The sequence below is a fragment of the Pseudomonas sp. GW821-FHT09E04 genome, from assembly GCF_059416185.1.
In genome coordinates this window covers 637,837-650,456 of record NZ_JBWKOR010000003.1, presented here as the reverse complement: position 1 = coordinate 650,456, position 12,620 = coordinate 637,837, and the positions used below count along the sequence as shown (strand labels likewise).

The 12,620-nt window shown below is 62.0% G+C and carries 6 protein-coding genes; 1 reads left to right on the top strand and 5 read right to left on the bottom strand.

Features of this window, described 5'->3' with window-relative positions; translation table 11 throughout:
* Positions 1–346: 346 nt before the first annotated feature.
* Positions 347–2,827, top strand: a complete 2,481-nt coding sequence (locus tag AC07N4_RS14110) for a TonB-dependent siderophore receptor (protein ID WP_192560203.1) — start codon at positions 347–349, stop codon at positions 2,825–2,827.
* A 165-nt stretch (positions 2,828–2,992) separates the two neighbouring features.
* On the opposite strand, the gene AC07N4_RS14105 is transcribed toward AC07N4_RS14110, so the two are convergent.
* The 5 genes from AC07N4_RS14105 to pvdM all read right to left on the bottom strand — a co-directional run bounded on the left by AC07N4_RS14105 (position 2,993) and on the right by pvdM (position 12,537).
* On the bottom strand, positions 2,993–7,144 hold the full coding sequence (locus AC07N4_RS14105; RefSeq protein ID WP_493066278.1) for an amino acid adenylation domain-containing protein: 4,152 nt from the start codon (positions 7,142–7,144) through the stop codon (positions 2,993–2,995).
* Between the two features lie 35 nt (positions 7,145–7,179).
* Positions 7,180–8,838 (bottom strand): cyclic peptide export ABC transporter, encoded by a 1,659-nt coding sequence (locus tag AC07N4_RS14100; protein ID WP_493066277.1) that lies wholly within the window; start codon positions 8,836–8,838, stop codon positions 7,180–7,182.
* A gap of 88 nt (positions 8,839–8,926) precedes the next feature.
* Positions 8,927–9,835, bottom strand: coding sequence for a dihydropyoverdine dehydrogenase (gene pvdO / locus AC07N4_RS14095; RefSeq protein WP_273539075.1), 909 nt, complete (start codon positions 9,833–9,835; stop codon positions 8,927–8,929).
* Between the two features lie 39 nt (positions 9,836–9,874).
* Positions 9,875–11,170, bottom strand: a complete 1,296-nt coding sequence (gene pvdN / locus AC07N4_RS14090; RefSeq protein ID WP_493066276.1) for a pyoverdine-tailoring periplasmic protein PvdN — start codon at positions 11,168–11,170, stop codon at positions 9,875–9,877.
* A complete protein-coding gene (gene pvdM, locus AC07N4_RS14085; protein ID WP_493066275.1) occupies positions 11,167–12,537 on the bottom strand; it encodes a pyoverdine-tailoring dipeptidase-like protein PvdM in 1,371 nt (456 codons plus the stop codon). The genes pvdN and pvdM overlap by 4 nt, the downstream gene beginning before the upstream one ends.
* Between the last annotated feature and the right edge of the window lie 83 nt (positions 12,538–12,620).

Genomic DNA, 12,620 nt, shown 5'->3' with positions numbered 1-12,620 from the left:
CCGTCCGCCCAGGAAAAACCGTCGCCCCAGTGCGACGGTTTTTTTTAATTTATTTCACAAATGATAAACAAACGCATTCCGGTTTTTTCGGTCTGCACCGTCTTACTAACGTAAGCGCGTGAAATGACTCGAAAAAGGGCCTTTTCAGTCAGGTTTTCACGCGGCAACAAACGGATTTCTTACGCAACCCATGACCGGCTCGCGCCACTGCGCGGGCGACTGCTGCCCGGGGAGGGGCCAGTCGATCGATTCACATGATTGAACGATCCCGGAGCGCGGGTATGCATTTCGAGGGGCGCTCGGCGGCCCGCAGGCTTTTCCACTTCGACCAATAATAGAGAGCACAATGTCCGCAATTCACGAATTGAAACCCCTGTTCAAGGCCCTGGTGATTTCCCGAACGTTGCGCTCGCGCTCTGTACTGGCGGGGATGGGCATGGCGTGCCTGCTGCCGCTCAGTGCTCAGGTCCAGGCCGAAGACAAAACCTTCAATATCGCGGCACAGTCCCTGCCACAGGCGCTGCAAGCGTTTGGCGAGCAGAGCAACATGCAGGTCATCTACAGCGCCGATGATCTGGCGGGCCTCAAGAGCTTTGCAGTCAAAGGCAACATGACCCCGGAGTCGGCCATCGGCCAGCTCCTGCGCGGCACCGATGTGCGTTTCACCGTGGAAGGCAACACCCTGATGCTGGTGCGCAGTGGCAGCGCCAAAGGTCTGGAACTGGGTGCCACCACGATCAACGCCACCGCGCTGGGCACCACCACCGAAGGCACCAATTCCTATACCACCGGTGCCGTGACCATCGGCAAGGGCCAGCAGAAGCTCAAGGACATCCCGCAGTCGGTCAGCGTCCTGACCCGCAAGCGCATGGATGACCAGAACATCAGCAACCTGACCCAGGCCGTCGAAGCCACCACCGGCCTGACCGCGCTGAAGTCGCCAGGCCCGGGTATCTTCATTTACTCCCGTGGTTTCGACATCGAAGCGATCCAGTACGACGGCGTGCCGATCCCGCGCAACGTGTATGCGCTGGGCAGCTACATCACCGAAAACATGGCGATCTACGACCGCATGGAAGTGATCCGTGGCGCGGCCGGTCTGCTGCAAGGCGCGAACAGCCCGGGCGGCGCGATCAACATGGTGCGCAAACGCGGCCAGGCTGAACCGACCGTGACCCTCACTGCCAAGGCGGGTAGTTGGGATCGTTATGGCTCCCAGGCTGACGTCGGTGGTCCGCTGAACGATGCCGGCACCATCCGTGGTCGTGCAGTGGTCAACTATGAAAAAGACCACTCGTTTACCGACTACGCCTGGAACTGGGAACAGACCGTGTACGGCGCCCTGGATTTCGACCTGGACGAAGACACCGTGCTCGGCATCGGTTTCAGCAACAAGAAGAGCCACGGCCGTCCGTATCTGCTGGGCCTGCCGCGCTACGCCGACGCGAGCAACATCAACCTGCCGCGCTCGACCTACACCGGTGCAACCTGGAACCGTTCGATGAACGACCAGACCGCGGTGTACGCCGACCTTGAACACCACTTCAACGACAGCTGGAAAATCAAGGCCTCGGCCATCGCCATGAACGAATCGAACGAGGCGACTTATCAGTTCGTTGCCGGCGTGGTTCCGGTGGGCGGCAGCACCGGCCCGCGTTTCTCCGATTACTCGACTGACTTCGCCAACAAGAACCGCGCATTCGACATTTACCTCGATGGCCAGTTTGAAGGCTTCGGCTTCAAGCAAGGCCTGACCGTGGGTGCCAACTACTCCAAGTTCACCAGCGATGACAAATACGCTCGCCAGTTCACGCCGGGCGTAGACATTTTCGACATCGATCACAACCGTCCGCAGCAGTCGTTCGACATGATCGCCGACAACGCCAACCTGGCCGTGAGCACTTACGATGTTCGCCAGAAAGGCCTCTACGGCAGTTACAGAATCAACCTGACCGATCCGCTGACCCTGATCCTCGGCGCGCGTACCAGCTGGTATGACTTCTCCTTCGACCAGGACAACTACTTCGCCCGCGAACTGCAGGAAGGCGGCGAGAAGAACTCGATCAAGAGCACCGGCCGTGTGACGCCTTACGTCGGCATGGTGTATGCGCTGAACGAACAGTGGTCGGCCTACGGCAGCGTTGCCGAAGTGTTCATTCCGCAAACCCAGCTGACCAAAGAGAAGACCGCGCTCAAGCCGATCGAAGGCACCAACTACGAGCTGGGTATCAAGGGCGAGCTGATGGATGGCCGCTTCAACACGTCCCTGGCGTTGTTCCGCTACATCCAGAAAAACCGCGCCGTGTCTGACCTGACCACCGACATCGAAGGGCCGGAAGCCTGCAACGGCTGGTACTGCTCGACGGCGTCGGGCAAGGTTCGCAGCCAGGGTCTGGAAGCGGAAATCGCCGGCGAACTGTTCGATGGCATGCAGATTTCCAGCGGCTATACCTACAACACCACCAAGTTCCTCGAAGACTCCGACCTCAAGGGCAAGCGTTTCGCCACCGGTACGCCGATGCACATGTTCCGCCTGTGGGGCGACTACACCCTGCCGGGTGATTTCCACAAGGTCAGCGTCGGTGCCGGCGTGAATGCCCAGAGCAGCACGGTCAGCTTCGACCGCAGCTTCGATCTGCCAGGCTTTGCCATCTGGGGTTCGCGCGTTGCCTACCAGGCTACCGACGAGGTCAACCTGGCCGTCAACCTGAACAACATGTTCGACAAGCGCTACATCATTCCGGCCTTCGCCCAGATCAACAGCAACAGCTACTACGGCGATCCGCGTAACGTGATGTTCAGCGTGACGTACAAACCGCAGTTCTGATCCACCGGTAATACCCGAACCCGGTCTGTCATTGCAGGCCGGGTTTTTTATTGCCCTGAATAAATCGTCGGCGCCTGGTTTCGGCGGCGGATGAACGAAAGGCTCCCCAAAGAAAAGCCCCGTCAACCAAGGATTGACGGGGTTTTTGGGGCTTGCGCGGAGGGCTCAGCGCACTCGACTGTTGCTCAGGAACGTGTCGATCAGGGGGTCGAGCAATTCATCCTGGAAGATCATGCTGCGGTGTTCCAGTGGTGACAGCTGCGAGCAGTTCAGTTCGCCCGATTGGCTGTAGCGCTGGATCAGCGCCTGGCTGAAGGCCAGTTCCTCTGCGGTTTTTTCCGGCACCGCCCACCAGCAACTCGGTTTGACCCGAAGTGACTTGTAGGTGAAGGCCTCGAAGGCTTCCACCAGACGCTCGTGGACCGAGAACGCCTGGGCGTTCATGACTTCACTCTTGATGTTCTGCACGGTGGCCAGCAAGTCACCTTGCCCCGGCTCGACCTGACCGGCTGCCCAGTCATAGAAGTCTTTGACGCTGCCATGCGGCGACGTTTGCAGGTAGGCGGTGGTGCGCAGTGCCAGGGTCGGGAACAACAGGTTGAAGTAGTGCACGGCGTCGAGCACTTCTTCCGAGGTGACGCCGAGCGCTTCGTCGTCCGGTCGCTGGAAGCGTGGCAGGTCGGCAGGGAAGGCCGAAGCCGGCACGGTACCGTCGACCAGTCCCAGAAACGCCACTTCATGACCCTGAGACTCCAGTGTCGCGGCCACGTCCATGGCCAGTGGACCACCCAGCGACCAGCCCATCAGGTGATAAGGCCCCTGCGGCTGGGTGTTGACGATTTCACGGCTGTAGTCGGCGATCATCTCCGACCAGGTTTGTGCGTCGTTGTGTTGCTGCGAGAAGCCGCGATGCATCACGCCGTAGACTTTCGCCCGGTTGTTCAAGCGTTTGGCCAGAGGCTGATAGCAGAACACGATGCCCCCGCTGGGGTGTAGGCAGAACAGTGCCGGTGCGTCGGCCGGTGCGTTGTTGAGTTCGACCACGCATTGCGCGGTTGCGAAATGCTGGCGGGCGACGAAAGCGGACAGTTCGGCGATGGTCGGGTGGGCCAGCAGCTCTTGCAGGCGCACTTCGATATCGAGCTGTGCCTTGAGCTGGGCGATCAACTGGATCGCGAGAATCGAATGGCCGCCCAACTCGAAGAAGTTGTCGGTGATCCCCACGCGCTCGATGTTCAACGACTGCTGCCAAAGACTGGCCAGCGCTTCTTCCAGCGGATTGCCCGGCGCCACGTAGGTTCGTTGCCAGAGGCTGGCATCCGGTTCCGGCAGGGCCTTGCGGTCGAGTTTGCCGTTGGCGTTCAACGGGAAGCGCTCAAGGAACAACAGGTGCGCAGGCACCATGTAATCGGGCAATTGCGCCCGCAGAGCAGCGATCAGGGTGTCGCGCAGTTCCGTCGAATCCGGTGCGATGACGTAGGCCACCAATTGCAGGCCGCTCGGGCCGTCGTGGGTCAGCACCGCGCAATCCTGCACCTGCGGCTGATCGAGCAGACGCGCTTCGATCTCGCCCAGTTCGATGCGGAAACCACGGATTTTTACTTGATGGTCGATCCGTCCGACGTATTCGATGCTGCCGTCGTTGCAGTATTTCGCCAGGTCGCCGGTACGGTACAGACGCCCACCCGGAACGCTGTCGAACGGGTCGGGGATGAAACGCGTGGCGGTCAGGTCGGTGCGGTTCAGGTAACCCCGGGCCAGCCCGGCACGACCGATGTACAACTCGCCGGTGCAGCCTTTGGCGACCGGGTTGAGGCCTTCATCCAGCAGGTACCAGGACAGGTCGGCAATCGGCACGCCGATGGGGCTGGCGGACTCTGCATTCAGGTCGGCCAGCGATAGCGGCCGGTAGGTGACGTGAACGGTGGTTTCGGTGATGCCGTACATGTTGATCAGTTGCGGGGCCTGATCGCCGAAGCGTTCGAACCAGGGGCGCAGGCTTTTCACCTCGATCGCCTCACCGCCGAAAATCACGTAGCGCAGCTGCTGGGTCAACGGCTGGTCGGCTTCGCAGGCGACTTTCATCAGTTGTTTGAACGCCGACGGCGTCTGGTTCAGCACGCTGACTTTTTCCTCGCAGAGCAGCGTGTAGACGTCTTGCGGCGAACGGCTGACGGCGTGGGGCACGATTACCAGGCGACCGCCGTACAGCAGCGCGCCAAAGATCTCCCAGACCGAGAAGTCGAAGGCATAGGAATGGAACAGGCTCCAGACATCGTTCTGATCGAAGCCGAACCAACCAGTGGTGGCTTCGAACAGACGTACGACGTTGTGATGCGCGAGCAGGGCGCCCTTGGGTTTGCCGGTCGAGCCGGAGGTGTAGATCACGTACGCCAGATTGTCCGGCTGCACGGCCACGTCGGGGTTGTGCTCGGCGGCGTCGCTCAGGTTCGTGGCGTCGTCGAGCAGCACGCAGCGCACGTGGGCCGGCAATGGCAATTGTTCACGCAGATGGGACTGGGTCAGGACCCAGTCGATGCGGCTGTCCTCGATCATGTAAGCCAGACGATCAGCCGGGTAGGCCGGGTCCAGTGGCACATAGGCGCCGCCGGCCTTGAGAATCGCCAGCAGGCCGATCAGCATCTGCGGCGAGCGCTCGGCGGCGATGCCCACCAGCACGTCCGGGCCGACACCGTTGGCGATCAAACGGTGGGCCAGACGGTTGGTCTGGCGGTTGAGCTCGGCGTAACTGACCTGTTGTTCGCCGAAGGTCAGGGCGATGGCGGCGCCATTGCGGGCGACCTGCGCTTCGATCAACTGGTGCAGGCACAGCGACGGGGCGATTCGGGTCTGCTGCGGGTTCCATTCAGCGAGGGTCTGCCGATGCTCTTCGGCATCAAGCAACTGCAACTCGTCCAGGCGCAAATCGGGGCGGGCGATCAGTTGCAGCAGCAATTGCTGCCAGTGCCGGGCCAAGCGCTCGATGGTGGCGGGGGTGTAGAGGTCGCGGCTGTATTCGAACGTGGCTTGCAGGTTCTGCGGGCTGAAGTCGATGTCCAGCGACAGGTCGAACTTGGCCTGGCTTTCGCCGACATCGAGAAATTGCAGGTTCAGCCCGCCCCATTCCACGGCCGCCGGTTCGCCGCCGCCCGTGCGCCAGTTGAACAACACCTGGAACAGCGGATTGAGCGATGTCGCACTGCCGCGTTGCAGTTGATCGAACAACAACTCCAGCGGGTAATCGGCGTGCTCCAACGTTGCCAGCGAATGCGCGCGCAAGGCGTTCAGGAAGTCCCGCGCCGGTTGCTGGCCGTCGAGCGTCGCCTTGTACACCTGACTGCTGACAAAAAAGCCCACCAGTTCCTGGCTGTCACTGCGGTTGCGGCTGGCGTTGGGCACGCCGACGGTGAATTCGCGTTGCTGGCTGTAACGGCCGAGCAGCAGTTGCCACGCGCCCATCGCCAGCACGAACGGGGTCAGGCCCTCGTGCTGACAGAAACGGTTGAGGGCTTGCAGCGCTGTGGGCGCAAGGCTCAGGGAATGACGCCCGGCCAGGTGTTGCTGGCCGTCGGCACGGGCATGATCGACCGGCAGCTCAAGCACCGGCAGTTCGCGGCCCAGGTACTGGCGCCAGTAATGGTCGGCGCGCTTGCAGGCCACGCCGTCGAGGTACTCGCTGCGTTGCCACTGCGCGTAGTCGCTGTATTGGATCGGCAACTCGCTCAGGGCCGGGCTGAGGCCGGCGCTGGCCTGCGCGTAGGCGCGCGCCAGATCCTGCATGAGGATTGCGTTGGACCAGGCGTCGGACACGATGTGGTGCATGTTCAGCAGCAACACATGTTCACGCTCGGCGGTCTTGACCAGGGTGGTGCGGATCAGCGGTGCGCGGCTCAGGTCGAACGGTTGCAGCGCCTGGGTCTGGAGGCGTTGTTCGAGGTGCAGGCGACGGGTGTCCTCATCCAGCGAGGAAAGGTCCTGGCGCTTGAGGTTCAGGCGTATCTGGCGCTCGACCACCTGGGTCGGCACGCCGTCGATTTCGCGAAAGGCAGTGCGCAGGATGTCGTGGCGATCGATCACCGCGTTGAGTGCGGTTTCCAGCGCCTGCGGATCGAGGTCACCGTCCAGGCGCAAGGCGCGCGGCAAGTTGTAGGCGGCATTCGCCGGTGCCTGTTGCTGCACCAGCCACAGGCGCTGCTGGGCGTACGACAGCGGCGCCCGATCGAGGCGTGCGCGGCGGGTGGCGACCGGGTCTGGCTCGACGGCGTCAGCATCGGCCAACAGCAGCGCCAGCAGGTCATCATCAAGAAGTTCGTTCATGGCTTTCTCTTAACACTCGACAGGGGCGGGCCGGTTCAGCAGACGGCTGCCGGGGCTTTTTCGCTGATGACCTGGCCGCCTTGCATGCGCACCAGTTGGTCGGCGACGTCGAAATAACGGTCGTCGTGGGAGATCACGATGATGGTCTTGCCCAGGTATTTGAGTTCTGGCAGCAGCTCGGTGTAGAAAATCCGCCGGAACACCGGGTCCTGATCCGCTGCCCATTCGTCGAACACCAGCACCGGACGTTCCTCCAGCCACGCGTTGAGCAGGGCCAGACGCTTGCGCTGGCCAGTGGACAGGTCGGTGGTGCTGAACGCGCCATCGCGAATGCTGACCTTGTGCGAAATCTCCAGGCGTTCGAGGTAGCGGTTGGCGTCCTCGGGCACTTGTTGATCGCCTTGCACCAGTTCGTCGAACAGGTAGTAGTCGGCAAAAATCGTGGTGAACAACTGACGGTAATCGTCACGGTTCTCGGCCACCACAGGCGCACCGTTGAGCAGGATTTCCCCGCCCTTTGGCGCATACAGCCCCAACAGCAATTTGATCAGGGTGGTTTTGCCGCCGCCGTTCTCGCCGACGATGAACACGATTTCACCCTGACGGATCGACAGATTGACGGGGCCGAGGGTGAACGGTTTGTTGTCGTCCACGGCGGCGAAGGCGTAGTGAACGTCACGCAGTTCCAGATGCTCGACCACCGGTTTGGCGCTGGCGGTGTCGCTCAGCAGCAGGTGGGGTTCCGGGGAGGAAAACTGTTCCGCCAGATCGGCAATGCGTTTGAAGGCGATGTTGGCGCGACTGACCACCGGCAGGGTGGTCACCAGGTATTCCAGCGGGCCTTTCATGTACAGCAGTACCAGCACGAAACCGCTGAGCACCGCTTTGTCAGTGCCCAGCCAGAAGGATTGCAGGGCGAGTGCCAGGCCGATCACCACGAAGAACAGCATCGAGCCAAACGTCTTGGCGACCACGAAGGTGTTGATCGAACGGATGTGGGTGTTGCAGATGTAATCGGCGGTGCCTTCGATGCGCTGGCTGAACATGCGCTGACGGCGCGGGCGATGGATGCGCAGTTCCTTGGCACCGGCCGCGATGGCGCTGTAGTGCTTTTGCAGTTCGTCTTCGGCTTCACGGGCGGCTTCGAAACCCTTGATGCCTTTGGCCCGGGCGATGTACTGCACGACGGTGCCGATGATGATCGCCACCAGCAGCAGCGCGAACATCGGCACCGAGAGGTAGGCCAGGTAACCCAGGCAACCGAGGGTGACGGTGAAGGCGATGGCCAGCGGCGCGAAGGAAAACGCGAAGTCGCTGACGGTGTCGACGTCATGGGTCAGCACCGGGATCAGGCGATGGCTGCGGAAGCGTTCGATCTGTTCGATCGGCGCCAGCAGGACTTTTTCGCCAAGGGATTTTCGCAGTCCGGCAATGATGTGCTGGCCGACATGGTTGGTGCCGATGTCGGACAGGATCGAGCTCAACAGTGCCAGTGCACAGAGCCCGGCGAAACTGGCGAGCACGCCCAGCGACGGGCTGCCGTTGGCGTTCAGGGCGTCATTGATGGTCGCCAGCAACGCCGTGACGCTGAGGCCGCCGACCATGCCGAGCATGATCGAGATCATGACCACCAGCCAATAGGGCTTGAGCAGACTGAGAACTTCGCTGATGGCGCCACGGGATTTAGTGGTCATGGGGGGATTCCGCTTTAGGAGGCCGCTGGGGGCGATGATTCGAGAAAAACCGGGAGGGCGTCGACCCGATGGTCGACGCCGGGGTGGATCAGAGGTCGCGGGCTACACGAAAGCCCAGCCAGTCGCCACGCACTTTGGGGTAGACCGCGTTGCGGTTGCCGGAACGCGAGAACACCGGCGCTTCGCCCCAGTCATTGCCGCGGATGCGCTGGATGGTGCAGTCGCCGCTCCGCCACGCACTGCCGTCACTCGGAGCGCCGACGTAGTTTTCGTTGTAGCAATCGGCCGTCCATTCGTAGACGTTGCCGTGCATGTCATAGACGCCGAAGGCGTTGGCCGGAAAGCTGCCGGCCGGTGCGGTGAAGTTGTAGCCATCGGCCGCGCCATAGGTGTTGGCGTGTTTGGCGATGCTGTATTCCTTGCCCTCATCGAACGGGAAAGGGAAGGGCCCGGCGCTGCCGGCACGCGCGGCGTATTCGCGCAGGGACTCACTGACCAGACGGTATTGCTTGCCGGTCTTTTTCGAGAGCCACGCCACATACGCGTTGACCTCGGCGAAGTCCATGCACACGGCCGGATGCCTGTCGGTGTACTGCTTGCGCGGGTCGCTGCCCGCATAATCCGGAATCCCGGCCTTGCACGCGCGGCCCTCGCGATCATCACCGTCGGGCATCTGATAACCGGTGTCCTTGAGGTAGGCGTCCCACTGGCCCCGAAGGACCTGGAAGCGGCTGATGGCCAGCGGTTTGGCGAACGTCACCGGGTGCATCGGGCCTTCGTCCGGCTCGCGGCCGACTTCGTCTTCCGGGGTGCCCATGGTGAACGTGCCGGTGGGCAGCACGACCATTTCCGGGCAGTCCTTGCAGTCTTTGAACACCTTGCCCGGCTGCAGCGGTTCAGCCGCCTGCGCCAGCCCCGGCAACAGGCTGGCGAGCAGGGCGGCCAGGGTCAGCGCGGGGAGCGACTTGATGGAAAAACTACGTAGCTCACTGTTCATCATTTCTCTCGATAACAGGTTTAAAGGAGTTCGCGGTGCTCAGATCTGGCTGACGAGCACGGTCATGAAGCGGTCGATTTCTTGTTCGTTGTTCAGCAGGCCCGGCGCGCTGCGAATGACCGGGCCGACGTCGCGGTCGACGGCATCGGCGATCACCTTGTTCTGCATCAGGTAGGCGGCGATCTTGTCGCAGTCCTTGCCCTTGACCCGGAAGAAGGTGAAACCGGCGGACAGTTCGGGGCTCAGCGGCGTGACCAGTTCGATCTGCGGGTGTTCCTGCAGGCGTTTTTTCAGGTAGCTGTTCAAGGCGTGAATGCGCGCCTGGACCTCGGCCTTGCCCAGTTGCAGGTGCAACTTGAACGCTTCGTTCAGGGCCCAGCGGTGCTCGAAGGCGTGGTAGCCGCCGGGGGTCATGGTGGTGGAAAACGCGGTGGCTTCGGAGAAGGTCGGAATGATCGGTGTGACGTACCTGACCTGATCAAAACGGCTGCAGACGATGCCGGTACCGCGCGGGCCGAACATCCACTTGTGGGTGCCGGCGATAAAGAAGTCGCAGTTCATCGCCGGGAAGCTCAGATCGTCGACGCCGAAGCCGTGCACGCCGTCCACCAGATAGATGATCCGGTTGTCGTCCGAACGGCCCTTGTTGTGCTTGTCGACCAACGCGCCGATTTCGGCGATCGGCAGTTTCACGCCGCTGCCCGAATGCACCCAGCACATGCCCAGCACGCGGGTTTCGGGGCGGATGTTGCTGTCGATGGCCGCGAGGATTTCGGCCTTGGTCGCCGTGTGCGGATCCTTGAACAGACGGATCTTGCGCACTTTGGTGCCTTCACGCTGTGTGCGCAGCGCGAGGATGGTGTGGGTGGCGTAGTGTTCGTGTTGAGTGGTGAGGATTTCCTGATCGGCACGCACATGGGCGCCGCCGTAAATCATCGCCAGGCCCTCGGTGGTGCTGCCGGTCAGGGCGATCTGTCTGGCACCGGCTTGCAGATAGCGTCCGGCCCAGACCCGCACCTCTTCCTCGCGCTGCTCGATCACGCCCAGGTCCCAGTCCATCGCCAGCCCTGGGTTTTTGTCGAGGGCGGCGCGGTGCAGGGCGATGGCGTCACGCACCGGTTTGGGGTGCGAGGTGATCAGGAAGTTGGAGAAGTGCAGGCAGTCCGGATCCTGCTCGAACAGCGTGCGCAGTTGCGCCCATTTGTCCTGTGCCGGCGCTGCTGGCGCAACGTTCGCGGTGTTGGCGGGGCTGGCGCCCTGGACGATGCCCGAGGCCAGCGGCAGGCCGGCGGCGAGAATCCCCGCCTGCTTGAGAAACGTACGACGATCACTCATGGCTTGATCTTGTCCTGCTGTGAAATCAGCGCAGGTCGGGCGGCTTTCTGCACCTGATCCCAGACCCGCAGGAAGTTGCCGCCCCAGAGCTTGGCGATGTCGGCTTCGGAGTAGCCGCGCGAAATCAGTTCGGCGGTGACGTTGGGGATGTCGCCGACGTTCTCCCAGCCTTTGACGCCGCCGCCTTCGTTGAAGTCGGAGCTGATGCCGACATGGTCGATGCCGATCTTGCGCACGGTGTAATCGATGGCGTCGCCGTAGTCCTTGAGCGTGGCTTTGGGTTCCTCATCGAGGATCGCGTAGAGGCGGCTGGCGTACTGGCCGAACTTGGCCTCGGGCCACGCGGCGATGATCGGGTCGCCCGGCATCAGCGCCATCGCGAGATTGGGCAGTGGCGGCAGGTCAAAGCTCTTGCGCAGTTCGTTGAGTTTGTCCTGGGTGGTCTGGGTCAGCGGGCGCAGGTACTGCGAGAAACCCACCACCTGCACCACGCCGCCGCTGTTCTTGATCAGTTGCAGTTCTTTGTCGCTGAGGTTGCGGGGGATGTCGACCATCGCCCGAGGCGCCGAGTGCGAGGCCACCATTGGTGTACGGCTCAGTTGTGCGACTTGCTCCAGGGCTTTGGTCGACATCTGTGACACGTCGATGATCACGCCCAGATCGTTGAGGCGCTTGACTGCTTGCTTGCCGATGTCGGAGAGACCGTCGAGCGCGTCCGGCGAATCATTGAAGAACGGCAGTGGCCGGGACGAGTCGGCCCAGTCGTTGTTGCCGATGTAGCTGAAACCGAACATGCGCATGCCGCGCGCGGTCCACAGGTCCAGCAGGTTCAGGTCGTGGCCCAGCGGGTAGGCGTTGAGCATGCTGATGAAAATCGCGAACTTGCCTTCGCCGTGCAGGCGCCGGAAATCATCGGGCGTGTAGGCGATCCCGACCTGATTGGGGAAGTCGCGGACCATGCCGGAGATGATCTTGTAGCGGATCTCCTGCTGGTTGCGCGCCTCTTCAACGAAACCCGCCGTCGGCTTGTGCGGCGCATTGGCGCCGTTCCACAGTTCCGGCCATCCGAAAATCGTCAGCGCCGCACCGGACAATTGCCCGCGATTGGCCTTGATCAGGTCGAATTGCCCGGGCCCGTCCTTGTCGGCTTTATTGCCGTGGGTACCGAAGTCCTGGAGGACGGTGATGTGGCTGTCGAACGACAGCAGGTGCTGGTGCATCTCGCGGGCCTGGTCCATCACCTTGGCCGGATAGCCGGGGTTGTCGTTGAGCCAGTAATCCCAGGCTGCGAAGCCTGCTGCGGCACTGATCGCCAGGGCCAGTGGCAGGCCAATGAAAAGAGCCTTTTTCGAACGTGGTTTTGTCATTGCCATCTCAGTCAGGTTCGCCGTCGAGGTACTGGCGCAGGGGCCATTGCTATCTGGAAAGAACGAGTGATTGGCAACGAAAT

What these genes read in the sequence shown, in the direction of transcription:
- AC07N4_RS14105 (WP_493066278.1), bottom strand. Translation starts at nt 7,144, where the DNA reads ATGAACGAACTTCTTGATGATGACCTGCTGGCGCTGCTGTTGGCCGAT.
- AC07N4_RS14100 (WP_493066277.1), bottom strand. Translation starts at nt 8,838, where the DNA reads ATGACCACTAAATCCCGTGGCGCCATCAGCGAAGTTCTCAGTCTGCTC.
- AC07N4_RS14110 (WP_192560203.1), top strand. Translation starts at nt 347, where the DNA reads ATGTCCGCAATTCACGAATTGAAACCCCTGTTCAAGGCCCTGGTGATT.
- pvdM (WP_493066275.1), bottom strand. Translation starts at nt 12,537, where the DNA reads ATGACAAAACCACGTTCGAAAAAGGCTCTTTTCATTGGCCTGCCACTG.
- pvdN (WP_493066276.1), bottom strand. Translation starts at nt 11,170, where the DNA reads ATGAGTGATCGTCGTACGTTTCTCAAGCAGGCGGGGATTCTCGCCGCC.
- pvdO (WP_273539075.1), bottom strand. Translation starts at nt 9,835, where the DNA reads ATGAACAGTGAGCTACGTAGTTTTTCCATCAAGTCGCTCCCCGCGCTG.